The sequence below is a fragment of the Rhodoferax fermentans genome (genome assembly GCF_002017865.1).
GTDB classification, from domain to species: Bacteria; Pseudomonadota; Gammaproteobacteria; order Burkholderiales; family Burkholderiaceae_C; genus Rhodoferax; species Rhodoferax fermentans.
Genome location: NZ_MTJN01000002.1, coordinates 2831272 through 2856511, shown reverse-complemented (window position 1 = coordinate 2856511; position 25240 = coordinate 2831272). Strand labels below are relative to the sequence as shown.

The window sequence follows — 25240 nt, the reverse complement described above, 5'->3', positions numbered from 1 at the left end:
ATTTCACAGGTGAGTTGCATGTCCGATTTTGTTGTCCCCCCCCTCAAACTGTCCGGCCTGGAGCCTCTGACCATTGGCATCGCCGCAGCGGCTGACGCGGCGCCAAGCGCCACCTTTGTCAACGTGGGTGAGCGCACCAATGTGACCGGCTCCAAGGCTTTTGCGCGCATGATCCTCAACGGTGAGTTCGACCAGGCACTGAGTGTGGCGCGCCAGCAGGTGGAAAACGGCGCCCAGATCATCGACATCAACATGGACGAGGCCATGCTCGACAGCCAGGCGGCCATGGTGAAGTTCCTGAATTTAATAGCGTCCGAGCCAGACATATCAAGGGTTCCGGTCATGATTGACTCCAGCAAGTGGAGTGTCATCGAGGCCGGCCTGCGCTGCGTGCAGGGCAAAGCGGTGGTCAACTCGATCAGCATGAAGGAAGGTGTCGACGCCTTCAAACACCACGCCAAATTACTGCGCCGTTATGGTGCCGCAGCGGTGGTAATGGCCTTTGACGAACAGGGCCAGGCCGATACCTATGAGCGCAAGATCGAGATCTGTGAACGCGCTTACCGCATCCTGGTGGACGAGGTGGGTTTCCCGCCGGAAGACATCATTTTTGACCCAAACATCTTCGCGATTGCCACCGGCATCGAGGAGCACAACAACTACGCGGTCGACTTCATCGAAGCCACCCGCTGGATCAAACAGAACCTGCCGGGCGCCAAGGTCAGCGGTGGCGTCTCGAATGTGAGCTTTTCCTTCCGCGGTAACGACCCGGTACGCGAAGCCATCCACACCGTGTTTCTCTACCACGCGATCCAAGCGGGCATGGACATGGGCATCGTCAATGCCGGCATGGTCGGTGTCTACGACGATCTTGAGCCTATCCTGCGCGAACGGGTCGAAGACGTGGTGCTGAACCGCCGCGCCGACGCCGGTGAGCGCCTGGTCGAGATCGCCGAGACCGCCAAAAGCGGCGCCAAGGACGAAAGCAAAAAACTCGAATGGCGCGGCACACCGGAGCAGCCGGTCACGGTGGAGCAGCGCCTGAGCCACGCCATGGTGCACGGCATCACCGACTTCATCGTCGAAGACACCGAAGAGGCTTACCAGGCCATCGTCGCCAAAGGTGGCCGCCCGTTGCATGTGATCGAAGGCCCGTTGATGGCGGGCATGAGCATCGTCGGTGACCTGTTTGGCCAGGGCAAGATGTTCCTGCCGCAGGTGGTCAAGTCAGCGCGGGTCATGAAGTCGGCGGTAGCGCACCTGATTCCTTATATTGAAGAAGAAAAACGCCGCGACGAGGCCGCTGGCCGCGACGTGCAAACCAAGGGCAAGATCGTGATTGCCACCGTCAAGGGCGACGTGCACGACATCGGCAAAAACATCGTCACCGTGGTTTTGCAATGCAACAACTTTGATGTGGTCAACATGGGCGTGATGGTGCCCTGCCATGAGATCCTGGCGCGCGCCAAGGCCGAGGGGGCCGACATCATCGGTCTATCGGGCCTGATCACGCCGAGCCTGGAAGAAATGCAGTACCTGGCCGGTGAAATGCAGAAGGACGACTACTTCCGCATCAAAAAGATCCCGCTGCTGATTGGCGGCGCCACCACCAGCCGAGTACACACCGCCGTCAAGATCTCGCCACATTACGAAGGCCCGGTGGTTTATGTGCCCGACGCTTCTCGCAGCGTGGGTGTGGCGCAAAGCCTGCTGGGTGAACAAGCCAGCGCCTTTGTGGCCGAGTTGCAGACCGACTACGACAAGGTGCGCCAGCAACACGCCAACAAAAAACAGACACCGTTGTGGCCCTTGGCCAAGGCACGCGCCAACAAGACCCCGATCGACTGGGCGGCCTACCAGCCAACAAAGCCGAAGTTCATTGGCCGACGTGAGTTCAAGAATTTCGATCTGGCGGAACTGGCCCGTTACATCGACTGGGGCCCATTCTTCCAGACCTGGGACCTGGCCGGGCCGTTCCCGGCGATTCTGGACGACGAGGTGGTCGGGGTCGAGGCCAAAAAGGTCTACGCCGACGGCCAGGCCATGCTCAAGAAAATCATCGAAAGCCGCTGGCTCAGCGCCAACGCGGTGGTGGGCCTGTACCCGGCCAACGCGGTGGGTGACGACATCGTGCTCTACACCGACGAAACCCGCAGCACTGTCGCCCTGACTTGGTACGGACTGCGCCAGCAAGCCGCCCGCGAGCAGGAAGACGATGGCAGTTACCTGCCCAACCGCTGCCTGGCGGACTTTGTGGCCCCCAAAGACATTGCTACTGACAACGCAGCATCCAACCCAGAAGATACGAGGGCTACAGGCCCAAAAGGCTTACAAGACCCAGCATCGTCTGGTGTTACATCGCCTCACCTGCAGGACTATGTCGGTGTGTTTGCGGTGACCGCCGGCCTGGGTGTCGAGAAAAAAGAGCAGCAGTTCATCGCCGCCCATGACGACTACAGCGCGATCCTGTTCAAGGCCATGGCCGACCGGCTGGCCGAGGCTTTTGCCGAGTACCTGCACCACCGGGTGCGCACCGATTTGTGGGGTTATGCGCCGTCTGAGGCCCTGAGCCCGCAGGAGCTGATTGCCGAAAAATACAGCGGCATCCGCCCGGCGCCGGGTTACCCGGCCTGCCCCGACCACAGCGTCAAAAAAGAGATGTTTGCGCTGCTGCAATGTGAAGACATTGGCATGAGCCTGACCGAAAGCCTGGCCATGAGCCCGGCCGCCAGTGTCAGCGGCTTCTACATCGGCCACCCGCAGGCCAGTTATTTCAGCGTGGGCAAAATCGGTGACGACCAGTTGCAGGACATGGCACAGCGCCGTGGCCTGGAGGCCAAAGACCTGCAGCGCCTGCTGGCGCCCAATCTGTAAACCTCGCCCACAAACCCCTAGCCTTGTGAAGGACCGCGCAGAATGACACTCGCCAAACTCGCTACCACCCTGAGCACCCTGGCCCTCGGCTTGGGTTGGTGTGCTCCGGTGTTGGCAGCCGACTGGTCCCAGACCGAGGCCCAGGCCAAGGGCCAGACGGTGTATTTCAACGCCTGGGGCGGTGGTGAGGCCATCAACAGCTACATCGACTGGGCGGCCAAAGAGGTGCAGAGCCGTTATGGCGTCACCGTCAAACACGTCAAGATCAACGACGCGGCCGAGGTGGTGAAGCGGATTCAGACCGAGGTGGCGGCGGGTCGCAACAACCATGGTTCGGTGGACCTGATGTGGGTCAACGGCGAGAATTTCCGCAGCCTCAAACAAGCTGGCCTGCTGTATGGCCCTTGGGCAGAGAGTTTGCCCAACTGGGGGCTGGTAGACCTCAACAAACCAGTTCGCAGTGATTTCTCGGTGCCCACAGAGGGGTATGAAACGCCCTGGGGCACCGCGCAGTTGACCTTCATCTCCGACAAGGCAGTCACACCCACGCCACCGCGCTCAGCGACCGAGTGGCTGCGTTTTGCCAAGGCCAACCCGGGCCGGGTGACTTACCCGAAACCGCCGGACTTTCACGGCACCACTTTCGTCAAACAGCTGCTGCTGGAGCTCGCCCCCAACCCGGCGCTGCTGCAACAGGCTGTGACACCTCAGGCCTTTGCCAGCGCCACCCCCGCGTTGTGGGCCTATCTGGACGAGTTGCACAGCTTGGCCTGGCGCGCTGGCAAAAGCTTCCCGGCCAGTGCGGCGGCCATGCACCGGATGCTGGCTGATGGTGAACTCAAGCTGTCATTGACCTTCAACCCCAACGAAGCCGCCAACCTGATCAGCAGCCGCCAGTTACCCCCAACGGCCTACAGCTTCGGCTTCACACGCGGCACCATTGGCAATGTGCATTTCCTGGCCATCCCGTCCAACGCGCGCGCCAAAGCCGGTGCCCAGGTGTTTGCCAACTTCTTGCTCTCGCCCGAAGCCCAGGCACACAAAGCCGACACCCGGATCTGGGGAGATGGCAGCGTGTTGGACCTGGGCAAATTGTCTGCTGGCGTGCAAGCGCTCATGCGCAACAAGGCACCGGGCGCACTGGCAGAGTCCGTGCCGACCCTGGCCGAACCCCATGCCAGCTGGGTTGAGGCGCTGGAGACCGAGTGGCTCAAGCGTTACGGCGCCCGCTGAGCGCCTGGTCCAGGCCACAGAACGCCAGACCGGGTTGGATGGGCCGCCCAGCGTTTGGGCGCAGCCCGTGACAGCCGCATGACCACCCCGATGCCACAGCTCCCGTTGATGGAAACACGCCAGCTGCGCCTTGGCGGGTGGGGCCAGCTGCTGGCACTGACGCTGGTCGGGCTGGTGTTTGTGCCGCTGCTGCCGGGCCTGTACTGGGCACTGGGCCCCAGTTTCAAGATCGTGGTGTGGCAAACCTTGCTGAGTGATCCGCAGTGGTCACAAGCGGTGTCTGCCACGCTGGTGTCGGCGCTGCTGGGCACCTTGCTGGCGGGGCTGATCACCGCCGGGTTGGCCACTCGCCTCTACCCCAGTCCCACCTGGCAGCGCCTGCAGCAGCGCCTGCCTGTGTTGCTGTCTGTGCCGCATGTGGCGTTTGCTGTGGGCCTGTTTTTTTTGATAGCACCTTCCGGTTGGTTGGCAAGGGCTGCAGGCCTGTTTTTATCATGGACCAGCCCACCGGACTGGGTCACGGTGCAAGACCCGTATGGTCTGAGTTTGGCACTGGCGCTGGCACTCAAGGAAAGCTGGTTTCTGCTGTGGGTGCTGGCGGCGCTGCTGGGTGAACAGGCGGTGACACGGCAACTCGCGGTGGCGCGTTCACTGGGTTACAGCCCGGCACAAACCTGGCGCCAGGTATTGTGGCCGCAGCTGCTGCCCCGACTGCGCTGGCCCTTGGCGGCGGCCCTGGCCTACAGCTTGTCGGTGGTGGACATGGCGCTGATTCTGGGGCCGGGCACTCCCCCCACCCTGGCGGTGCTGACCTGGCACTGGCTCAGTGACCCAGATACCAGCGTGCAAGCGCAAGGTGGTGCAGCGGCCTTAGCGCTGTTGCTGTTGTTTGGGGTCATCAGCGCACTGGCCTGTGGCGTATGGTGGCTGCTGCGGCGTTGGCGGGCCTACCCCAGCGGGCAGCGTCGGGCTGATGTGCAACACCCCTGGCCGTGGCAGACACCGCTGTTGGCCATCAGTTATGCGGTGTTGGCTGTGTTGGTACTCTGGTCGGTGGCAGACAGCTGGTTTTTCCCGGCGCTTTGGCCCGATGGGCTGTCCTGGGATGCCTGGCGCAGTGCCAAGCTCGCGCCATTCTGGACCACCCTCTGGCTGGCGCTGGTAGTGAGCCTGCTGAGCCTGCCCGTGGTGCTGATTTGGCTGGAATGGGGGCCACAACGCTGGAACGCGGTGTTGTACCTGCCGCTGATTGTTCCGACACTGCCACTGGTGGCGGCGCAATACGCGGCGCTGTTGCGCTTGCAGCTGGACGCCACGGCGCTGGCGCTGGTGTGGAGCCACCTGCTGTGGGTGTTGCCCTACATGTTGCTCACGCTGGTGGGTACCTACCGGGCTTTTGACGCCCGGCTGATGACCAGTGCCCGTGCGCTGGGTTGCTCGCCACTGCAAGCCTGTTTACGCGTCAAGTGGCCGCTGCTGCTGCGCCCCATGCTGGCGGCCTGGGCGGTCGGGTTCGCAGTGAGTGTGGCGCAATACCTGCCCACGCTGTTTGCGGGCGCAGGACGTTTTGATACGGTCACCACCGAGGCGGTGGCCTTGAGTGCGGGAGGCAGCCGCCAGGTGCTGGCGGTGCAAGCCCTGTTACAGGTGGCGCTGCCTTTGGCCGCGTTTGTTTTGGCAACCACTCTGGCAAGCGCCTGGGGCCGCAACCGCAAGGGGGTGCGCTGAGATGCTCAAAATTGTTGACCTGAACCTGTTTCTGGGGCGCCAAGCGCTGCTCTCAAACTTACATCTGAGTATCCAGCCGGGGGAGATCCTGACGCTGACCGGCGTCTCCGGCTCGGGCAAATCCACCCTGCTGAGCTGGCTGCTCGGGGATCTGGCACCGGCGTTTAACGCCCAGGGGCAACTCTGGCTCAACGACCGCCCTGTGCACAACCTGCCGATTGAGGCGCGCCGCATTGGCATCCTGTTCCAGGACGATTTGTTGTTTGAACATATGAGCGTGGGCCAGAACTTGGCCTTTGCCCTGCCCGCTGGTCAACGCGGCGCAGAACGCCGTGAGCGGGCCGAACAGACATTGGCCGAGGTTGGCCTGGCGGGGTTCCACGACCGCGACCCGGCCACACTCTCAGGTGGCCAGCGCGCCCGGGTGAGCCTGCTGCGTGCGCTGTTGGCGCAACCGCAGGCGCTGTTGCTGGATGAACCGTTTTCGCGGCTGGACGCGGTGCTGCGGGAGCAGTTTCGCAGTCTGGTGTTTGAACAAATCACCCGTCTGGGCATCCCGACCCTGTTGGTCACCCACGACGTGGCCGATGTGCCGCCGGGCGGGCGGGTGTTGGACATCAGCCATTGGCAGCCAGACCATGTTTGACCGTGCCCTGAACGCGCTGCTCAAACGCCCGTTGACAGCGGTCGCCACGCACTTGGTGCGCCGTGGTTGGTCGGCCAATCAACTCACCTGGATCGGTTTTGCCCTGGGCTTGCTCGCACTGCCGCTGATAACGCTGGGCCACCCGCTGTGGGCGCTGGCGGCCATGGCGCTGAACCGGCTGGCGGACGGTCTGGACGGCACGGTGGCGCGCCTGACGCGGCCGACCGACCGTGGCGCGTTTCTGGACATCACGCTCGATTTCCTGTTTTACGCATCGATTCCGCTGGCCTTTGCGCTGGCAGACCCGATGGCCAACGCGCTGCCCGCTGCGGTGCTGATCTACAGCTTTGTGGGCACGGCAGGCAGCTTTCTGGCGTTTGCGGTGCTGGCGGCCAAACGCCAGATCAGCAGCGAGGCCTACCCCAGCAAAGGTTTGTATTACCTGGGGGGCCTGACCGAGAGTGTGGAAACCATGGCCGTGTTCACGCTGATGTGCCTGGCGCCCAGCTGGTTTGCACCGCTGGCCTACGGTTTTGCGGCCTTGTGTGCGCTGACCACAGTGACCCGCATCGTCGCAGGCATCCGCACTTTCAGGCCAGATTGAGCATTCAAGAGGCAGGCATCTGGGGTGGCGTCAGGCTGACTTCAGCGTCCGGCGGTACTGCATGGCCTCGGCCACATGGGTGACCTGGGTGCTGTGTGCACCGGCCAGGTCGGCAATGGTGCGCGCCACCTTGAGCGCCCGGTGGGTGCTGCGTGCCGACCAGCCCAGCCGGGTGGCGGCCACGTTCAAGAACTTGGCAGCAGCCTCGTCCAGCAGCACAAACTGGTCAATTTCCTGCCCCTGCAAGGCCTGGTTGGGCTTGCCCTGGCGGGTGATGGCGCGTTCACGTGCGGCCATACAACGGGCCTGGACCACGGCACTGGCTTCACCCGGCGGCGTCTGCATCAGCTCGTTGGACGTCACGGCGGGCACCTCCACATGCAGGTCAATGCGGTCCACCAGCGGACCGCTGAGTTTGCCCTGGTAACGCGCCACCTGGTCGGGCGTGCAACGGCAGGCCTTCTGGTTGGAGCCCAGGTAACCACAGGGGCAGGGGTTCATCGCACCAATCAGTTGGAAACGCGCCGGGAACTCACTGCGCCGCGCCGCCCGCGAGATGGTGATGGTGCCGGTCTCCAGCGGCTCACGCAGCGCCTCCAAAGCGGCGCGGGGAAACTCCGGAAATTCGTCCAGAAACAAGACCCCGTGGTGCGCCAGCGAAATCTCTCCGGGACGCGGCGGTGATCCGCCACCGACCAAAGCGACAGCACTCGCGGTATGGTGCGGCTGGCAGGTGGGCCGACGCGCCCAGCTGGCCAGCGAAAAACGCCCGCCCAGGCTGGCGACAGCGGCACTTTGCAAGGCCTCATCGGTGGTCATGGGCGGCAGCAAACCGACAAAACGCTGCGCCAGCATCGATTTGCCCGAGCCCGGTGGCCCCATCAACAGCAGGCTGTGGCCACCGGCGGCAGCAATCTCAAGCGCCCGTTTGGCCCCAAGCTGGCCTTTGACATCGGCCAGATCGAGGTAGTCAGCCGCTTGCACACAAGGCACAGAATCGACTCTAGCCCAACCTTCACCTGGCTCAGCTGCTCTGTTTTCTGAAGTGGTCGGTAAAAAATGCTGCACCACATCGAGCAAATGCCGGGCGCGGTACACCTGGGCACTGGGCACCAGGGCGGCCTCTTCGGCGCTCTCGGGTGGCAGCACCAGCTGGGTGACCACACCACTGCCATGCAGGGCCAGGCTCATGGCCAGCGCACCCCGCACCGGGCGCAACTCACCCGACAGTGACAACTCGCCAGCAAACTCCCAGCCCGCCAACGCCGCAGTATCAATCTGGCCACTGGCGCCCAGAATGCCCAGCGCTATGGGCAGATCAAACCGGCCCGAGTCCTTGGGCAAATCGGCTGGCGCCAGGTTGACCACAATTTTTTTGTTGCTCGGAAACTCCAGCCCCGAGTTCTGGATGGCCGAGCGCACCCGCTCACGCGCTTCTTTCACCTCAACATCAGCCAAACCCACCAAGGTGAAACTCGGCAAACCGTTGGCCAAGTGGACTTCGACCGTCACGGCGGCCGCATCCAGGCCCAGCAGGGCCCGGCTTTGCACCAAAGACAGACTCATGAAACCTCCTGACTAAAACGGTGCGCTGTCAACAGGCCACGCATCCGATTGATGCACCATGCTGGTGCTTACTGGTTATTTATACAGATATCTTAACCCACAGATCTCGTGCTGATTTGCAAGGCTCCAGCCAGGCCAATCCGGGCGTCTGGCACGAACCCTGCTTTACTTGCTCGTCAACCCACTTGTTGGAGAGGCCGATGACTCTGAACCCGCCGAGTGTGACCCACTCTTTCCAAGCCAAGGAGAACTCATGAAACTTGTCACTGCAATTGTCAAACCCTTCAAGCTCGATGAGGTGCGCGAAGCGCTCTCCTCCATCGGCGTGCAGGGCATCACCGTTACCGAAGTCAAAGGCTTTGGTCGCCAAAAGGGACACACCGAACTGTATCGGGGTGCAGAGTATGTGGTGGATTTTCTGCCCAAGGTCAAGGTTGAGGCCGCCGTGTCTGACGAGATGCTCGACCAGGTCATCGAAGCCATCGAAGGCGCAGCACGCACCGGCAAGATTGGTGATGGCAAGATTTTTGTCACACCGGTTGAGCAGGTGATCCGCATCCGCACCGGCGAAACCGGCAAGGAAGCGCTCTGACGCCCACTTCTCACTTCACACGAGATCCACAACATGAAAAAACTACTTGCATCCCTTGCGTTGGGCATGAGCTTGTTGCTTGGCGGCACCGTTGCTTTGGCACAAGCGCCCGCCGCCCCCACCTCTGAAGCTGCTGCCACCACCGCTGCACCGGCCGCTCCTGACGCCGCTGCTCCGGCGGCCACTGCGCCTGCCGAGGCACCTGCTGCAGCCGCCGCTGCGGCCCCGGCCGCCGCCGAAGCTGCTGCGCCCGCTGCCGCACCCGCACCTGTTCCAAACAAGGGCGACACCGCCTGGATGATGGTCTCCACCCTGTTGGTGATTTTGATGACGGTGCCCGGTCTGGCGCTGTTCTACGGCGGCCTGGTCCGCTCCAAGAACATGCTGTCGGTGCTGATGCAGGTCATGGTGACCTTCTCGATGATTGTGGTGTTGTGGTTCATTTACGGCTACAGCTTGGCGTTCACCGAGGGCAACTCGTTTTTTGGTGGCTTTGACCGGCTGTTCATGTCGGGCATCTGGGACAACGCTGCAGGCACCTTTGCCAATGGCGCCACCTTCAGCAAGGGCGTGGTGATTCCTGAGATTGTGTTCGCCGCCTTCCAGGCTACTTTTGCCGGTATCACCGGTACCCTGATCGTGGGCGCCTTTGCCGAACGTATGAAGTTCTCTGCAGTGTTGGCTTTCATGGTCTTGTGGTTCACCTTTGCCTACGCACCGATTGCCCACATGGTCTGGTTCTGGATGGGCCCGGATGCCTACAGCGCCGCCGCCGTGGCTGAAGAAATGACCAGCAAAGCCGGCATGATCTGGCAGTGGGGTGCGCTGGACTTCGCGGGTGGTACGGTGGTGCACATCAACGCTGCTGTGGCTGGCCTGGTGGGTTCTTACATGGTTGGCAAACGTATTGGCTACGGCAAAGAGTCGATGGCGCCTCACAGCCTGACTTTGACGATGGTCGGCGCGTCCCTGCTGTGGGTGGGCTGGTTTGGCTTCAACGCTGGCTCCGCTCTGGAAGCCAACGGCTTCGCCGCCCTGGCCTTCATCAACACCTTTGGTGCTACCGCTGCGGCCATCCTGGCCTGGTGTATCGGTGAAACCCTGATGCGCGGCAAAGCTTCCATGCTGGGTGCGGCTTCCGGTTGTGTGGCGGGTTTGGTTGCCATCACACCCGCTGCCGGCAACGTCGGTATCGGTGGTGCGCTGGTGATTGGTTTCCTGTCTGGCTTTGCCGGCCTGTGGGGTGTGAATGGCCTGAAGAAACTGCTGGGCGCTGACGACTCGCTGGACGTGTTCGGTGTGCACGGTGTTTGCGGCATCTTGGGTGCCATCCTGACCGGTGTCTTCAACAGCCCCGCTCTGGGCGGCCCCGGCTACGTGGCCGACTGGGTCACGGCCACCATGGTGACATCGGCCGACTACTCCATCGCAGCCCAAGTCTGGGTGCAAACCAAGGCGGTGTTGACCACCGTGATCTGGTCGGGTGTGGTGTCGTTCGTGGCCTACAAGATTGTGGACATGACCATTGGTCTGCGTGTCAGCGAAGAAAGCGAACGCGAAGGTCTGGACATCACCTCCCACGGCGAGTCTGCCTACGGCCGCTAAGGTCTGTCTGATGGTTGCAGGCCAACTGCCTGCAACGGGTATTTTTTGAGTGCTTCCTAGAGAGTTGGCCCACCGGGTGTTTGCGACCCCGGTGGGTTTTTTTTGGTCTGTTCAGGCCCCATGCCACCCAGCGCGCTTCTTTGGCACCGCTTGGCGCCAACGCCACCCCTCAAATCGCTTCTGGATTTGTAGCTGCCACCCCATATGGAAAAAGGGCTACAAGCCCATTTGGCGTATAAACGCAGTTTATCTGCCAAAGCCCACCCCAACCGCCCATGACGCCCAGCCCAGTCACCCAGCAGCGCGCCCTGCTGCGCCAGATGTTCGATGCCGCCGTGGCCGCCGCGCAGCCCGCGTTATGCCTGCCACCCCATCTGCCGCCGCCACCCAAGGGCCGCACCATCGTGATCGGTGCGGGCAAAGCCTCGGCCGCCATGGCGCGTGCGCTCGAAGACCATTGGCCTGGCCCCCTCGAGGGCCTGGTGATCACCCGCTACGGCTACGAGGTGCCCTGTCAGCGTATCGAGATTGTGCAGGCCGCCCACCCGGTGCCCGATGCTGCCGGACTGCAGGCCACACAACGTCTGCGCGACCTCGTCACCGGTTTGACAGCTGACGATCTGGTGATAGCGCTGATCTCGGGCGGTGGCTCGTCCCTGCTGGTGGCACCGGGTGAGGGTCTGACGCTGCAAGACAAACAGGCGGTCAATGCCGCCCTGCTGGCCAGCGGCGCCAGCATTTCTGAGATGAACTGTGTGCGCCGCCACCTCTCAGACATCAAGGGGGGCCGCCTAGGCGCGACCTGCCACCCGGCTAAAGTGCTCACACTGCTGATCTCGGACGTGCCGGGCGACAACCCGATGGACATCGCCTCCGGCCCCACGGTGGGTGACAGCAGCACCTGCGCCGATGCGCTGGCCATCGTCCAGCGTTACCAGATCAAGCTCCCCTCGGCAGCACGCGCATTGCTCGATAGTGGCGCGGGGGAAACCATCAAGCCCGGTGACCCGCGTCTGGCCCACAGTGTGGTCAAGCTGGTCACGACACCGCAGATCGCCCTGCAGTCGGCAGCCCAGGTGGCCCAGGCAGCCGGGTTCACGCCCCACATCCTGAGCGACAGCCTGGAGGGCGAGTCGCGCGATGTGGCCAAGGTGCTGGCGGGCCTGACCCACCAAGTGGTCCGCCAGGGCCAGCCGTTCCCCGCGCCCTGCGTGTTGCTGAGCGGCGGTGAGACCACGGTGACCCTGCGCGGCACAGGCCGGGGCGGGCGCAATGTGGAGTTTTTGCTGGCGCTGGGCATCGCACTGGCAGGCACCCCGGGGGTCTACGCGCTGGCGGCAGACACCGACGGCGTCGACGGTGCCGAGGAGATTGCAGGTGCCCTGCTCACCCCCGACACCCTGGCGCGTGCCTGGGCGCTGGGCATGAACCCGCGCAGTTACCTGGACAACAACGACGCCCACAGCTTTTTCCAGACGCTGGGCGACTCGGTGGTCTGCGGGCCCACACTGACCAATGTGAACGATTTCCGCGCGATTCTGATCAACCCGCCCACGGCCTGAACCGCTACAGGCCGCGGTTTGCCGGGCACAATGGCACCTCCCTTTGATGCCACTCTGCCCCACATGAATCCTTCCGTCCCCGAGCACCCAGCCACTTGGCAAACCGTCGCCCCCCACCGTTGCCAATTGGGTGAGTCGCCCTTCTGGCACCCGCAAGAGCAGATGTTGTACTGGCTCGACATCCCGGGCCGCCAGGTGCTGCGCGCCAACACCTACATGGGCACGGTCGACACCTGGGACTTGCCCTGCGAGCCCGGCTGTATCGCGCCTGCTGCCAGCGGCGGGCTGGTGATCGCCCTGCGCCACGGCGTGTTCCGCGCCCGCGAATGGGGTGGTGAGTTACAACTGCTGGCCACGCTGGACTACGACCCCACCCAAATGCGCGCCAACGACGGCAAATGTGACGCCCAGGGTCGCCTCTGGATCGGCACCCTGGACGAGACGCGCCAGCTCAAAAACGTGGGCCTCTATTGCCTGGACACCCAGCACCCCGAGCACCCGGGCCAGGTCCATATCAGCTGCAAGATCGCCCCCAACGGCAGCTTCACCACCGCCAACGCCCTGGCCTGGAGCCCCGACAACCGCACCCTGTACTGGGCCAACTCCCCCAGCCACACGGTCTGGGCCTGGGACTTTGAGCCCAGCAGCGGCGCCATGTCAGCACAGCGGGTGTTTGCCAGCTTTGAGCCCAAACCCGAAGGCTGGCCAGGCACGGCCGCCACACCCTTGGTCTACGGTGGCCGCCCGGATGGCGCCGCCGTCGACGTGGCGGGCAACTACTGGGTCGCCATGTTTGAAGGCCAGCGCGTCTGCCAGTTTTCGCCGGATGGCCGCCTGCTGGCCGACATCCCGACCCCGCTGGTCTGCCCCACCATGCCCTGTTTTGGTGGCGAAGACCTCAAAACCCTGTACCTCACCAGCGCCAGCAAAAACCGCCCTGCCGACGAGCTGGCCACCTACCCGTTGTCGGGCCAGGTGGTGGCAATGCGGGTGGCGGTGGCCGGGCTGCCGGTGCAGTTTTTCCGCGACTGAGTCGGCTCGGCCGCAGCATTGGGGGCGGCGGGAGTTTGACAATTTTTCGAACACAGACGTTTCAAAAAATTCAAGCCTGCCGTCAGGACTTGGCCCTAACATGGGCCACCTTTTCCTGCCCGCACTGCCATGACCGACACCCTGCCCGCCCTGATCGACACCATCCGCGCCGCCGCCGCAGCCCACACACCACTGCGCATCCGGGGCCACGGCAGCAAGGATTTTTATGGCGAGCTGCTGCAAGGTGAGTTACTCGACACCAGCGGCCACACCGGCATCGTCAGTTACGAACCGACCGAACTGGTCATCACCGCACGCGCGGGCACCCCACTGACTGAGCTGGAGGCCACGCTGGCACAGCAGGGCCAGTGCCTGGCGTTTGAGCCCCCGCGTTTTGGCGGGCGTGGCACCGTGGGTGGCATGGTCGCAGCCGGGCTCAGTGGCCCGTCGCGCGCCAGCGTAGGCGGTGTGCGTGACTATGTGCTGGGTCTGCAGATGGTCAATGGCCGGGCTGAACACCTGATTTTTGGTGGCCAGGTCATGAAAAACGTGGCTGGCTACGACCTCAGCCGCCTGATGGTGGGCAGCCTGGGCATCCTGGGCCTGCTGACCGAGGTGTCGCTCAAGGTGATGCCGCAGCCTGCGGCCGAAGCCACCCTGGTGTTCGAGGTTGACCAGGCCCGCGCGCTGGAACAGCTGCACCGCTGGGGCGCGCAGCCGCTGCCGCTCAACGCCAGCCGCTGGGAACAAGGTGATCACGAACCCGGCGAGGTCGGCCAACTCTTTGTGCGCCTGCGCGGCGCGGGTGCGGCGGTGGACTCGGCCATCACCAGAATGACGCAGGATCTGCCCGGCCACACCGTGGACCCCGCCCTAGCCAGCGCCGACTGGACTGCCTGCCGCGACCAGACCCTGCCGTTTTTTGACGCCACCGCCCACCCGGGCCAGGCCCTGTGGCGCCTGAGCCTGCCGCAGACCGCCCCGGGGCTGAACCTGCTCTGGCCGCAGCTGGTGGAATGGCACGGCGGCCTGCGCTGGGTCTGGGCACCCGAGTCGGCCGCCGCCAAGTTGCGCGACCTGAGCCAGGCCGTGGGCGGAACAACTATGCTTTTCAGAGCTAATAATCCAGACTCAACAAGGGCTAGCGACCGATTTGAACCATTGGAGCGGCCACTCGACCAGATCCATACGCGCCTGAAAGCCGAGTTTGACCCGGCCAACATCTTCAACCCCGGGCGCATGTTCCGTTCGCTCTGAGCCGCCGTATCCGCCATGCAAACCCAACTCAGCCCCCAATACCAAGGCACGCCCGACGGCTTGACCGCCGAGGCCATTCTGCGCAACTGTGTGCACTGCGGCTTTTGCACCGCCACCTGCCCGACCTACCAGCTGCTTGGTGACGAACTCGACAGCCCGCGTGGTCGTATCTACCTGATCAAACAGGTGCTCGAAGGCGCCAAACCCACGCGCAAAACCCAGCTGCACCTGGACCGCTGCCTGACCTGTCGCAACTGCGAAACCACCTGCCCCAGCGGTGTGCAATACGGCCACCTGCTCGACATCGGCCGCAAGCTGGTGGACGCACAGGTGCCGCGCCCGGCCAACGAAAAAGCCATGCGCTGGACGCTCAAGGAAGGCCTCTCCTCCCCGCTGTTTGCCCCAGCCATGGCCATGGGCCAGCTCGCACGTGGCCTGCTGCCCCAGGCACTGCAGAAAAAAGTGCCTGCCAAACAAAGCGGTGGCGCCTGGCCCACGCGCCAGCACCCACGCCAGGTGCTGATGCTGGCTGGCTGTGTCCAACCCAGCATGAGCCCCAACATCAACAGCGCCACCGCCCGTGTGCTGGACGCCGCGGGCATCCAGACGGTGATCGCGCCCAAAGCGGGCTGCTGCGGTGCCCTCAAGTTCCACCTGAACGACCAGGACGGTGGCAAGGCCGAAATGCGCGCCAACATCGACGCCTGGTGGCCCTACATCAACGGTGTGGCGGGCCGCCCCGGGGTCGAAGCCATTGTGATGAACGCCTCAGGCTGCGGCGCCACCGTCAAGGATTACGGCCACATCCTGCGCGACGACCCGGCCTACGCGGCCAAGGCGCAACGCATCAGCGACCTCACCCACGACATCAGCGAGTGGCTGCCCGAACTGACCGAGAAACTGTGCGAGCGCGTCAAACCACGCGCCAGCACCATCGTCTGGCACCCGCCGTGTTCGCTGCAACACGGCATGAAGTTACGTGGCGGGGTGGACAAATACATGGCTGAGCTGGGTTTCAAACTCAAGATCACCGGCTGTGAGTCGCACCTGTGCTGCGGCTCGGCAGGCACCTACAGCGTGCTGCAGCCCGAGATCGCCACCCAGCTGCGCGACCGCAAACTGGGCCACATCAACCACACCTTTGAGAACGGCCCACCAGACAGCATTGCCTCGGCCAACATTGGTTGCATCAACCACCTGCAAAGCGGCACCCCAACACCGGTGCGGCATTGGATTGAGGTGCTGGATGAGGCGCTGCAGGCTGGGGTGTGAGGACTGCGTGGGCTGGACATCGCTGAACGGGGCGCGGGTGGAGGTGGCAAGCAGGGTTGCAGTCATTCAGTGGCATCCCTCAATCGGGGGATGGTCTAAAGCGTCGGCCTTGGCACAATCTAAGGAGAACTTTGTTCGCCACCGAAGGACTCTGGCATGCGCTACCTGATTCAACTTGCCATCCCGCTCATGGTTGTCATTGCTACCGCAGTTGCTGCACCTCCACCAGAAATGACCGCCGCAGGCCTGCAAAGCGCGGTTGAAGGTTCTGCGCTTACCTACCTGGCATATTCAGCGCCACATTGGATTTGGTTGGCCATCACTGGTTACCTGGAAATTTCGGACACCTCGTGTTTGGGCGGACTGAGTGGCTTGAACGTACTACTCACCTGTGTTGCCTTGATAGTTCTGTTTTCTGCGTCGCATGAAGCTGCCAATGGCTGGTTGATCTATTTCTTGGGTACACCAATTGCGGCTGCGATAGGTGCAGTTGTAGCCAAGCGATTTGGCTTCTTGGCGTCTGAGTGAGGATTGGCGAAAAGTCTTGCAAAGGTACTGATGTGGCCTACCGTTTTGCAGCGTCTCCTGACATCTGTTTCCCTGAAATGATCGCTCCAGACCGGTCAGGCACCCCAGAAGCCTGACAGTAAGCAATGTGGCGTCAATTTCAAGGCTTGTCGCATCGGCCATTCACCATGTGCTGAAATTCACCAGTAACCGCTATTTTGGAAGCCAATTTCCAATGAGCAGCGTAGGGGATGAACAGGTCGAGCCATCCTGAAGCTGCCTCAGGTTTTCAGCGTGAGTCGAGTATTTAATGATCACCCTCTTCGTGAATGGCCAGTTCAACAACAGGCATCCAAAATGCCGCGTAGGACTTAAGTGTGCCCGCTCAAATGGAGTACACAATAAGACGATGCAGACAGGCTTTGGGTTCGTGACTTTTTGAAAGTTGTTGCCCGAGGCAAATGTCCACGTCATTTCTAGTGCCTACAAAGAAAATCACTTGAGAGAGCCTATGACTGAAGAGAACGAGAGGATGCCGTGATGCCCGTTAAGTGGAAAAAGTCTCCTCGCTTCAAGCCAGAGTTAGTTCTGAATCGCATAGTTGCAGTGCGAACGCGCAATCCAGAGGGCAAAGGCGCTTCTTTTTCCGGGTGGGATCTCGACTACACCTTGCCATTGCTGCACTCCATGCTGGTGTTTCCCCCTGTTGCACGTGACATCGACCACGCCAATCTGATATGGAAGGCTGTCGCATACGACCCTGGTGAACTAACAAAGGAAAGCTTCTTAAAGGAGCTCAACAAACAACTATCGGTGGAGCTTTCGCAGCGCGAGGAAAAGTTCCACGTACTCACTTCTGTTTCGTTTGAAAGTCAGCTAATTCTTGGGAAGACAATCGTCGAAAATGTGCAGATACAGTTTTGTGGTTCTATGTATCCGCGTAAGTTTGCTACGAGCCGATCTGTACAAATTCAAGATCAGCGAGTGCCCGCTACTGAAAGCCCTCAGAACTACAACAAGATCATTGCTACCGTCACTGCAAAGAGACCGGCTCTGGCTTTGACTGCGGCCATGCGTGCTATCGATTTGCATCGGGCGCTCTGGTGCTTGTTTTGTAACAAAGAGATGGAGATGAACGGGCGCAGCTGGATCCCGATTAATTCGGTACGCCTCGGAGCGATCCACACTATTCACCGCCCTAATGGAAGCTCAGCTACCGAAGAGATTTGGTTCGAGCCGCACAACGTAGCCACAGACCCCTACAAGCCGAAAGACGCAGCGAAGGTTCGCCAGCGGGTACGTTTGACTCTGAGGAGGCTGTCACGTTGTCCGTACCGTGAGGATATTGTCGAGGCGCTGCTCATGTATGTGCGGGCACTCGACGAGTGGAATCAGACAACCGCTTTCACCCGGCTTTGGAGCGCAGTCGAACGTCTCTCGTCGCCTGGGTACGGCGACTACGACGCGGTCGTACGCCGATGTGCATTCCTGTGGGACGACACGGGATTCGCCACGCAGGCGCTAGAGCACCTGCGGGAATACCGCAACAGCTGCGTACACACAGGAGGCGAAAGTACCCAAGCAAAGACCTACTGCTTTCAGCTGCAACGGCACTTTAGACCAATGGTCTTATTTCACATAGGGAACACGGGCCGTTTTCGAACACTTGATGAAGCAAACGAATTTCTCGATATGCCCACCGATCTTGCCGTCCTCACTAAGCTTAAACAAACCGTCGCGCGGGTGCGTCGTTTTCGGAGTCCTCGTCCACACACACCATGATGCCTTGCGGCGCATCAGATTCTGACGGACAGTTTGCCCATTGGACATCAGTACAGCAAGCACTCGAATTCGCAATTTAACGGGAGCATATGACCGCTATGGAGCGTGTAGCCACCGATCGCCAAGGGAACGATACCGAAGGTCATGAAAGGCTGCTGAGCGGGGGGGCTGGCGAAACTGAAAGCTGCCTGTCGTGTGAACCCGCTTTCAGCCTCAATCTGCCTTCGGCTGTATGGCGAAAATGGCGCACGCATGGGCAGCAAATGACGGCACTGATGATTGGCGACACTGCGCAACGCAGGCCTCTGCCACCTCGCAACAGCTACAGCAGTCATAGCTACCAGCCCTTTTGAAATAAGGGCTAGAGACAGTTTTCATACATACCCAGCCGACACCTAACGAGGCCAAGCCCGCAGACAACCCGCCTACGCCCGGTCCGGCGCGGTTGAGTGCTCGCGCTCCCAGTAGCTCGGGCGTTCGTAGTGGTGATAAAGCGCCTGCTCTTGCTCACGGGTCAGTGGGGTTGATCCATCAAAACGCGGGCTGGTCTGGATGGCCTGGCGGCTCAGGTTGACGCTGACGCGTGAATCGGCCCAGCGGATGTCGCTGACCCAGTCTGGCGGGATCAGCACCTGGTGCCCCAGCCACCAGTTGCTGGTGTCGGCCACCAGGTAACGGATGGTCCAGCTGTCTTCATCGACCAGCATGCCCTGCACATGGCCGATGTCGCCGTCGCTGGCTTCCAGGTGGTCACCCAGCACCGCCTGGCAACTGCGCAGGTGCGGGTCGTCGTTTTGCCGCAGGGTCTGCTCGGCGCGGGCGTAGACACCAGCCACCTCGGACCGCACTTGGGCCAGCGCCTCAGGGTTCAGCCCAGCCGGTGGTGCCAGCACCGGGTTGTACAGGCCGTTGCCCCACAGGTCGTCGCTGCCCCAGTAGTAGGGGTAACCGTAGTAGTCGGCGTACTGCACCTCGTGCTGGCGCGACACCGGTTGGTTGGTGTCGATGTCGGGGCTGTTTTTGACCGCCTCGCGGGTGATACGCACCGGCAGGCGTTTGTGTTCCCAGTCGGCCTGCATCAGTGAAAACGGCGAGATCAGCACCTTGCGGCTGAGCAGCCAGGAGCCGGTCTCGACCACCAGAAAGCGGATGGTCCAGCGCTGGTCGTCAAAGAAAAAGTCGGTGACGTGGCCAATTTCGCCATCGGTGGCGCCAATGGTGTAACCCTTGAGGTCGTTCATGCTTCGCAACATCGCGCATCCTTCAGTGTGGTGAACAAGGCCCCACTGTGGACGTTTTGCCGGCTGGGCTCTGTGCGCCAGCGCGCTAAGGGTCACACCCGGCAAACACATGCGCTACATGATCAGTAGCTGCCCGAGCTGATGGGGTCAGCCGCTGGCAGTTGAGTTTGCAAAGTCTTGTCAAGAAAAGTGGCCTGGCTGATACTGCTCACCCAGCATCCTCACGCCATGGCCGCCAGCGCACTATATTTAGCATAGCTGCCAGCCCACGTAAAATCAGGGCCAGAGCCACATTTTTCATCACACCATCATGACCTTCCCGAACGCCTTTGAAAACCTGAACGTGCTGTCGCAGCAAACCCTGCTGTCACCCACCGCGCTGCACGACGCGGTGCCCGCCAGTGACCGTGCCATGCGCACCGTCAGCCAGGCGCGCCAGACGGTGGCCAACATCCTGCAAGGCAGCGACCCTCGCCTGCTGGTGGTGGTGGGGCCGTGCTCGATTCACGACATCCCGGCCGCCATGGACTACGCACAGCGCCTCAAGGCGCTGGCGGCCGAGGTGCAAGACCAGCTGTTTGTGGTGATGCGGGTGTATTTTGAGAAACCACGCACCACCGTCGGCTGGAAGGGCCTGATCAATGACCCGCACATGGACGACAGCTTTCGCATCGAAGAAGGCCTGCAGATCGCCCGCAAGCTGCTGGTAGACCTCAACGACATGGGCCTGCCCTGCGGCACCGAGGCGCTGGACCCGATCACCCCGCAGTACCTGGGCGACCTGATTGCCTGGAGCGCGATTGGTGCCCGCACCACCGAGAGCCAGACCCACCGCGAACTCGCCAGCGGCCTGTCGAGCCCGGTCGGCTTCAAAAACGGCACCGACGGCAGCCTGGACGTGGCGGTGAACGCGATGTTGTCCGCTGCCCAGCCCCACGCGTTTCTGGGCATCAATGAATTTGGCCAGGTGGCACTGACCCACACCCGGGGCAATGCGTTTGGCCATTTGATCCTGCGCGGCGGCAGTGTGCCCAACTACGACTCGGTGTCGGTGGCCGAGGCCGCCGACGAGCTGGCGGCGGCCAAGCTGCCGGTCAACATCGTGGTCGACTGCAGCCACGCCAACTCGCGCAAAAACCACAACCTGCAAAGCCTGGTGCTCAAGGACGTGGTGGGCCAGCTGGTGGAGGGCAACCGCGCCATCAAGGGCGTGATGTTGGAGTCCAACATTCAGGAAGGCAACCAGAAACTGGGCAAGCCCGAAGACCTGCGTTACGGCGTGTCGATCACCGACGCCTGCCTGGGCTGGACGGCCACCGAAGACGCCCTGCGCGACGCCGCTTTGCGGCTGGCAAGCCGTTCCATGTGAACATCGCGTAGCGACTGCTCTCACCCTCTCACGCAACGGGAGAGGGTCGGGGTGAGGGGGGCTGAGGCGCCGGATCAGGCCGCTAACGCGGCCTCAATGTCCTTGGCCAGGCTGGCCGGGGTGTCGGTGGGGGCGTAACGTTTGAGCACGGCGCCGTCTTTACCCACCAGAAACTTGGTGAAGTTCCATTTGATCGCCTTGCTGCCCAGCAGACCAGGCGCTTCCTTGCACAGCCATTGGTAAAGCGGGTGGGCACCGCTGCCATTGACATCAATCTTGGCCATCATCGCAAAACTCACGCCGTAGTTGCGCTGGCAAAACTGAGCAATCTCACCATTGCTGCCCGAGTCCTGCGCGCCAAACTGGTTGCACGGAAAACCCAGCACCACCAGCCCTTTGGCGCCATAAGTTTCATGCAGCTTCTCTAGCCCGGCAAACTGCGGCGTGAAACCACAGGCACTGGCGGTGTTGACGATCAGCATCGCCTGGCCCTTGAACTGGTTCAGGGGCACCGGTTTGCCGTCAATCGACAGCGCCTCAAAGTCATACACAGTGGTCATGGGAGCCTTTCGAATGTGCGTGAAAACACGCCGTGACATCACCCGTGGGCTTTGTCGTTTCTGGCTATCGCGAGAAGCCGCTCCACCTCAGTCGCATGGTCGCGGCAGTTGCGGGCATGCCAGCGTTTGATCAGCCACATGAAGCCAGCAATCACCAGGCCAAACATGGTGATGGCGCCAAAGGTCGGCAGCCCAAGGCCGGTGGACAGGCTGTAGAGCGCGCCCAGCACCAAAATACAGGCCTGTTCGTTGAAGTTTTGCACCGCAATCGAGCGCCCGGCGCCCATCAGGTTGTGGCCCCGGTGCTGCAACAGCGCGTTCATCGGCACCACCAAAAAGCCACCCAGCGCGCCCAACAAAATCAAAAACGGCGCCGCCACCCAGACATTGGTGATGAAGATCAGCATGATGATCAGCAACCCCATGCCGATGCCCAGGGTGATCACACGCGGGCCGTCTTCGAGCCGCATGCGCATCGAGGCCACCACCGCGCCCACCGCCATGCCAATCGCCACCACCCCTTGCAAGGCCGAGGCCTGGGTCACACCGTAGCCCAGCGCGGCAGCCGCCCAGGCCAACACAATAAACCGCAGGTTACCGGCAACACCCCAGATCAGGGTGGTGGCGGCCAGCGAGATCTGGCCCAGCTTGTCGCGCCACAGGCGGGCATTACACGACCAGAAATCGGGCAGCAGCGAGCTCATTTTCTTGGGCAGCGGGCGCATCAGCACCCCGGTCAACGGGATGCGGGTGTTGAACCAGGCCGCCAGCAGGTAGACCAGGATCAGCACCGCAATGGCGGCCTCGGCCCGGGTGTTGATGCCCAGATAGGCAATGGGGAAATGCACCGCCAGAATCTTGTCGGCCACCATGGGCGCCACCAATTGGCCACCCAACAGCACCCCCAGGATGATCGAGCCGATGGTCAGTCCCTCGATCCAGCCATTGGCCTTGACCAGTTGGGAGGCCGGCAGCAGCTCGGTCAGAATGCCGTATTTGGCCGGTGAATACGCCGCAGCACCCAGGCCGACAACCGCATAGGCCATCAGCGGATGGGTGCCAAATAACATGAATAAACAGCCCGCCACCTTGATGAAGTTGCTGATCAGCATGACCCGGCCCTTGGGCATGGAGTCGGCCAAGGCGCCCACAAAAGGCGCCAAAACCACATAAAACAGCGCAAACATCGGCACCAAAGCCGCTTGTTGCCATTGGGGAGAGTGGTTGGAGCGCAGCAATTGCACGGCAGCCACAAACAAGGCGTTGTCGGCCAGCGAGCTAAAAAACTGCGCCGCCATGATGGTGTAAAAACCGCGTTTCATCAGGGAAAAGACATGCCTGGCTTGCAGGCTCCAATCGAGGTAAGTTGTCTCCGAACAGGCCGGAGTTATAGCACGGTAGAGCGGTGTCAAAATCTGGCCTGTCGCTATTGTCCCCAAGCCCCCTCTGCCATGCCACGCCCTATCCTCGCCACCATCCATCCTGCTGCACTGCAACACAACCTGATGCGTGCCCGCCGCGCAGCACCCGACGCCAAAGCCTGGGCGGTGGTCAAAGCCAACGCCTACGGCCACGGCATCGAACGCGCTTATGAGGGCCTGCGCAGTGCCGACGGTTTTGCCCTGCTCGACCTGGATGAGGCCCAGCGTGTGCGAAGCCTGGGCTGGCGCGGCCCAATCCTGCTGCTCGAAGGTGTGTTTGAGGCGCGTGACCTGGAGCTGTGCTCGCGCCTGGACCTGTGGCATGCGGTGCATTGCGACGAACAGATCGACATGCTGGCGGCGCACAAGACCAATGTGCCACACCGGGTGTTCCTCAAAATGAACTCGGGCATGAACCGCCTGGGCTTCACGCCCGAGCGTTTTCGGTCGGCCTGGAGCCGCCTCAACGCCCTGCCCCAGGTGGACGAGATCTCGTTCATGACGCACTTCAGCGACGCCGATGGCCAGCGTGGCATCCAACACCAGATCAAGGTGTTCAACCAGTTCACGCGTGATTTGCCGGGCGAACGCTCGGTGAGCAACAGCGCGGCCACCCTGCGCCACACCCGTCCCGACGACGATGCAGCCCAAGGCAACGACGAGGCCCTGGCCTCGGACTGGATCCGGCCCGGCATCGTGCTGTATGGCAGCTCGCCCGACTTTCCAGAGCACAACATCACCGACTGGGATTTGTTGCCGACCATGACGCTGTCCTCAAAACTCATAGCTACTCAATCAATAGATACGGGGGCTAGCATCGGATATGGCTCCAAGTTTGTGGCAGAACACCCAACCGTTGTGGGCGTGGTGGCCTGCGGTTATGCCGACGGTTACCCACGCATTTGCCCGACCGGCACACCGGTGCTGGTGGCTGGCGTGCGCACCCGCACCCTCGGACGCGTCAGCATGGACATGCTCGCGGTGGACCTCACACCGCTGGTGGCGGCAGGCCAGGCGGTTGGTTTTGGCACCGAGGTCACGCTGTGGGGCCGCGCCAGCAATGGTGTCGTGCTCAGCATTGACGAGGTGGCCCAACACGCGGGCACCCTGGGTTACGAGCTGATGTGTGCACTGGCGCCACGGGTGCCGGTGCAAGTCCAGGTCCAGGACTGATGTCCAGCTATCGGCCAGTGCCGCTGGAGCGGGTGCAGCTGGGCAAACCGCTGCCGGTGGACATCTGGAGCCCGAGCGGGCGGCTGTTGCTACGCCGCCAGCAGATCTTGCAGTCTGAGGCGCACCGCGAGATGTTGCGCAGCCACCAGGCCTGCATGACTGAAACCGACGCCCAGGCCTGGCAAAAAAGCCTGGAGCGCCAGATGCGGGCCTTCTACAACGAGGGCGCCGACATGTTGCTGATTGCCCAGCTGCCACTGCCCTGGGTGATTGAGGAAGAAGACTTTTTGTCGGGCCACGAGCTCAACGGCGGCTGGATGGATGTGCAGGATGTGTTGCGTGGCCTGCTTTACCAGGGGGAGCTGGCGGTTTGCCCGCTGCCCCGGCTGCAGGCGTTGGAAGACCGGGCACTGGCCTTGCTGACCCAGGACCCCGACGAGGGCCTGTTTGTGCTGTTCCAGGCACTGCCCGAGTTACAACTGGGCTACTGCGCCAGCCATGCGCTGCTGACCGGTGTGGTGGCGGTGCTCACCGCCGACAAGCTGGCGCTGCCGCTGGCGGCACGTTTCACGCTGCTGCGCGCGGCGCTGGTGATGAACATGGGCATGGCGCGCCTGCAGGACACGCTGACCCTCCAGAAAACCAGCCCGACCCCGGCACAACGGCAAGACATCAACCAGCACGCGGGCCTGAGTGTGAGCATGCTGAGCGCGCTGGGTGTCAAGGACAGCAGCCTGCTGGACCTGGTGCGCTGGCACCACACGCCGGACCTGCTGACGGATGACCCCAACGCCTTGATGCTGGTGCGCCTGCTGCATCTGGCCGACACGCTGACCGCCAAAATGGCACCGCGCCGGGTGCGCCAAGCCATGTTGCCATTGGACGCCACCAAAATTTTGGTCAAAAACAGCTCGCCCGACACCACCTTGCTGCGCCACGCCATGGCGGCGGCGCTGGGTTTTTACCCACCCGGCAGTTATGTGTTGCTGGCCACTGGCGAGACGGCGGTGGTGATTGCCCGCGGCCACAAGGCCAACAGCCCGCATGTGGCCAGCATCATCAATGCCTCTGGCATGCCGGTCAGCGCCTACGGCTACCGCAACACCAGCCAAGCCGCACAGGCCGTGAAAGCAGCGGTGGCCGCCCACACGGTGCAGGTCAAGGTCAACCTGGACAAGGTGCAACGCCTACGCCAGCTGCACGGGGTTTAGCCCGC

Annotated in this window: 20 protein-coding genes; 16 read left to right on the top strand and 4 right to left on the bottom strand. The window is 62.2% G+C overall.

The genetic code is table 11. The features are described from left to right. Positions 1–18: 18 nt before the first annotated feature. The 5 genes from RF819_RS13390 to RF819_RS13370 all read left to right on the top strand — a co-directional run bounded on the left by RF819_RS13390 (position 19) and on the right by RF819_RS13370 (position 7085). Complete coding sequence (locus RF819_RS13390) at positions 19–2874, top strand: vitamin B12 dependent-methionine synthase activation domain-containing protein (protein WP_078365455.1); 2856 nt, start codon at positions 19–21, stop codon at positions 2872–2874. Positions 2875–2916: 42 nt separating this feature from the next. Then, entirely contained in the window at positions 2917–4107 is a 1191-nt protein-coding gene (locus RF819_RS13385) for an ABC transporter substrate-binding protein (protein WP_078365454.1), read from the top strand. Positions 4108–4215: 108 nt separating this feature from the next. Beyond that, positions 4216–5835: an ABC transporter permease gene (locus RF819_RS13380; protein WP_078366940.1), complete on the top strand. Its 1620-nt coding sequence runs from the start codon at positions 4216–4218 to the stop codon at positions 5833–5835. A 1-nt stretch (position 5836) separates the two neighbouring features. Continuing rightward, the gene (locus RF819_RS13375) at positions 5837–6481 is read left to right on the top strand and encodes an ATP-binding cassette domain-containing protein (RefSeq protein ID WP_078365453.1); all 645 of its coding nucleotides are present in this window, start codon (positions 5837–5839) and stop codon (positions 6479–6481) included. Continuing rightward, positions 6474–7085, top strand: a complete 612-nt coding sequence (locus RF819_RS13370; protein ID WP_078365452.1) for a CDP-alcohol phosphatidyltransferase family protein — start codon at positions 6474–6476, stop codon at positions 7083–7085. Before RF819_RS13375 ends, RF819_RS13370 begins: the two co-directional genes overlap by 8 nt. A 30-nt stretch (positions 7086–7115) precedes the next feature. On the opposite strand, the gene RF819_RS13365 is transcribed toward RF819_RS13370, so the two are convergent. Then, positions 7116–8651, bottom strand: coding sequence for a YifB family Mg chelatase-like AAA ATPase (locus RF819_RS13365; RefSeq protein WP_078365451.1), 1536 nt, complete (start codon positions 8649–8651; stop codon positions 7116–7118). Positions 8652–8904: 253 nt separating this feature from the next. On the opposite strand from RF819_RS13365, the gene glnK reads away from it, so the two are divergent. From glnK to RF819_RS13325, 8 genes are all read left to right on the top strand, one after another. Continuing rightward, the gene (gene glnK / locus RF819_RS13360) at positions 8905–9243 is read left to right on the top strand and encodes a P-II family nitrogen regulator (RefSeq protein WP_078365450.1); all 339 of its coding nucleotides are present in this window, start codon (positions 8905–8907) and stop codon (positions 9241–9243) included. Between the two features lie 33 nt (positions 9244–9276). Further along, entirely contained in the window at positions 9277–10848 is a 1572-nt protein-coding gene (gene amt, locus RF819_RS13355; RefSeq protein ID WP_078365449.1) for an ammonium transporter, read from the top strand. 275 nt (positions 10849–11123) lie between these two features. Continuing rightward, a complete protein-coding gene (locus RF819_RS13350) occupies positions 11124–12410 on the top strand; it encodes a glycerate kinase type-2 family protein (protein WP_078365448.1) in 1287 nt (428 codons plus the stop codon). 63 nt (positions 12411–12473) lie between these two features. Beyond that, a complete protein-coding gene (locus RF819_RS13345) occupies positions 12474–13442 on the top strand; it encodes an SMP-30/gluconolactonase/LRE family protein (protein WP_078365447.1) in 969 nt (322 codons plus the stop codon). A gap of 129 nt (positions 13443–13571) precedes the next feature. After that, positions 13572–14699, top strand: coding sequence for a glycolate oxidase subunit GlcE (gene glcE / locus RF819_RS13340; protein ID WP_078365446.1), 1128 nt, complete (start codon positions 13572–13574; stop codon positions 14697–14699). A 15-nt stretch (positions 14700–14714) separates the two neighbouring features. Further along, the gene (gene glcF, locus RF819_RS13335; RefSeq protein WP_078365445.1) at positions 14715–15971 is read left to right on the top strand and encodes a glycolate oxidase subunit GlcF; all 1257 of its coding nucleotides are present in this window, start codon (positions 14715–14717) and stop codon (positions 15969–15971) included. Positions 15972–16127: 156 nt separating this feature from the next. Continuing rightward, positions 16128–16499 (top strand): hypothetical protein, encoded by a 372-nt coding sequence (locus RF819_RS13330; RefSeq protein ID WP_078365444.1) that lies wholly within the window; start codon positions 16128–16130, stop codon positions 16497–16499. Between the two features lie 519 nt (positions 16500–17018). Beyond that, entirely contained in the window at positions 17019–18260 is a 1242-nt protein-coding gene (locus RF819_RS13325) for a hypothetical protein (RefSeq protein ID WP_143541707.1), read from the top strand. A gap of 425 nt (positions 18261–18685) precedes the next feature. On the opposite strand, the gene RF819_RS13320 is transcribed toward RF819_RS13325, so the two are convergent. Then, positions 18686–19513: a PRC-barrel domain-containing protein gene (locus RF819_RS13320; RefSeq protein WP_078365442.1), complete on the bottom strand. Its 828-nt coding sequence runs from the start codon at positions 19511–19513 to the stop codon at positions 18686–18688. 298 nt (positions 19514–19811) lie between these two features. Between RF819_RS13320 and RF819_RS13315 the strand changes: the two genes are divergently transcribed. After that, the gene (locus RF819_RS13315; RefSeq protein WP_078365441.1) at positions 19812–20870 is read left to right on the top strand and encodes a 3-deoxy-7-phosphoheptulonate synthase; all 1059 of its coding nucleotides are present in this window, start codon (positions 19812–19814) and stop codon (positions 20868–20870) included. A 74-nt stretch (positions 20871–20944) separates the two neighbouring features. Here the strand turns inward: RF819_RS13315 and RF819_RS13310 are convergent, their stop codons facing one another. Next, positions 20945–21430, bottom strand: coding sequence for a glutathione peroxidase (locus RF819_RS13310; RefSeq protein WP_078365440.1), 486 nt, complete (start codon positions 21428–21430; stop codon positions 20945–20947). A 38-nt stretch (positions 21431–21468) separates the two neighbouring features. Next, on the bottom strand, positions 21469–22752 hold the full coding sequence (lplT, locus tag RF819_RS13305; RefSeq protein WP_078365439.1) for a lysophospholipid transporter LplT: 1284 nt from the start codon (positions 22750–22752) through the stop codon (positions 21469–21471). Positions 22753–22881: 129 nt separating this feature from the next. On the opposite strand from lplT, the gene alr reads away from it, so the two are divergent. Both alr and RF819_RS13295 read left to right on the top strand, forming a co-directional pair. Then, entirely contained in the window at positions 22882–24024 is a 1143-nt protein-coding gene (alr, locus tag RF819_RS13300; RefSeq protein ID WP_078365438.1) for an alanine racemase, read from the top strand. After that, positions 24024–25235: an HD-GYP domain-containing protein gene (locus RF819_RS13295; protein WP_143541706.1), complete on the top strand. Its 1212-nt coding sequence runs from the start codon at positions 24024–24026 to the stop codon at positions 25233–25235. Before alr ends, RF819_RS13295 begins: the two co-directional genes overlap by 1 nt. The last annotated feature ends 5 nt before the right edge of the window (positions 25236–25240 follow it).

Bases quoted from the DNA above. Each gene is read 5' to 3' on its own strand.
- RF819_RS13390 (WP_078365455.1), top strand. From the start codon at position 19: ATGTCCGATTTTGTTGTCCCCCCCCTCAAACTGTCCGGCCTGGAGCCT.
- RF819_RS13385 (WP_078365454.1), top strand. From the start codon at position 2,917: ATGACACTCGCCAAACTCGCTACCACCCTGAGCACCCTGGCCCTCGGC.
- RF819_RS13380 (WP_078366940.1), top strand. From the start codon at position 4,216: ATGGAAACACGCCAGCTGCGCCTTGGCGGGTGGGGCCAGCTGCTGGCA.
- RF819_RS13375 (WP_078365453.1), top strand. From the start codon at position 5,837: ATGCTCAAAATTGTTGACCTGAACCTGTTTCTGGGGCGCCAAGCGCTG.
- RF819_RS13370 (WP_078365452.1), top strand. From the start codon at position 6,474: ATGTTTGACCGTGCCCTGAACGCGCTGCTCAAACGCCCGTTGACAGCG.
- RF819_RS13365 (WP_078365451.1), bottom strand. From the start codon at position 8,651: ATGAGTCTGTCTTTGGTGCAAAGCCGGGCCCTGCTGGGCCTGGATGCG.
- glnK (WP_078365450.1), top strand. From the start codon at position 8,905: ATGAAACTTGTCACTGCAATTGTCAAACCCTTCAAGCTCGATGAGGTG.
- amt (WP_078365449.1), top strand. From the start codon at position 9,277: ATGAAAAAACTACTTGCATCCCTTGCGTTGGGCATGAGCTTGTTGCTT.
- RF819_RS13350 (WP_078365448.1), top strand. From the start codon at position 11,124: ATGACGCCCAGCCCAGTCACCCAGCAGCGCGCCCTGCTGCGCCAGATG.
- RF819_RS13345 (WP_078365447.1), top strand. From the start codon at position 12,474: ATGAATCCTTCCGTCCCCGAGCACCCAGCCACTTGGCAAACCGTCGCC.
- glcE (WP_078365446.1), top strand. From the start codon at position 13,572: ATGACCGACACCCTGCCCGCCCTGATCGACACCATCCGCGCCGCCGCC.
- glcF (WP_078365445.1), top strand. From the start codon at position 14,715: ATGCAAACCCAACTCAGCCCCCAATACCAAGGCACGCCCGACGGCTTG.
- RF819_RS13330 (WP_078365444.1), top strand. From the start codon at position 16,128: ATGCGCTACCTGATTCAACTTGCCATCCCGCTCATGGTTGTCATTGCT.
- RF819_RS13325 (WP_143541707.1), top strand. From the start codon at position 17,019: ATGCCCGTTAAGTGGAAAAAGTCTCCTCGCTTCAAGCCAGAGTTAGTT.
- RF819_RS13320 (WP_078365442.1), bottom strand. From the start codon at position 19,513: ATGTTGCGAAGCATGAACGACCTCAAGGGTTACACCATTGGCGCCACC.
- RF819_RS13315 (WP_078365441.1), top strand. From the start codon at position 19,812: ATGACCTTCCCGAACGCCTTTGAAAACCTGAACGTGCTGTCGCAGCAA.
- RF819_RS13310 (WP_078365440.1), bottom strand. From the start codon at position 21,430: ATGACCACTGTGTATGACTTTGAGGCGCTGTCGATTGACGGCAAACCG.
- lplT (WP_078365439.1), bottom strand. From the start codon at position 22,752: ATGAAACGCGGTTTTTACACCATCATGGCGGCGCAGTTTTTTAGCTCG.
- alr (WP_078365438.1), top strand. From the start codon at position 22,882: ATGCCACGCCCTATCCTCGCCACCATCCATCCTGCTGCACTGCAACAC.
- RF819_RS13295 (WP_143541706.1), top strand. From the start codon at position 24,024: ATGTCCAGCTATCGGCCAGTGCCGCTGGAGCGGGTGCAGCTGGGCAAA.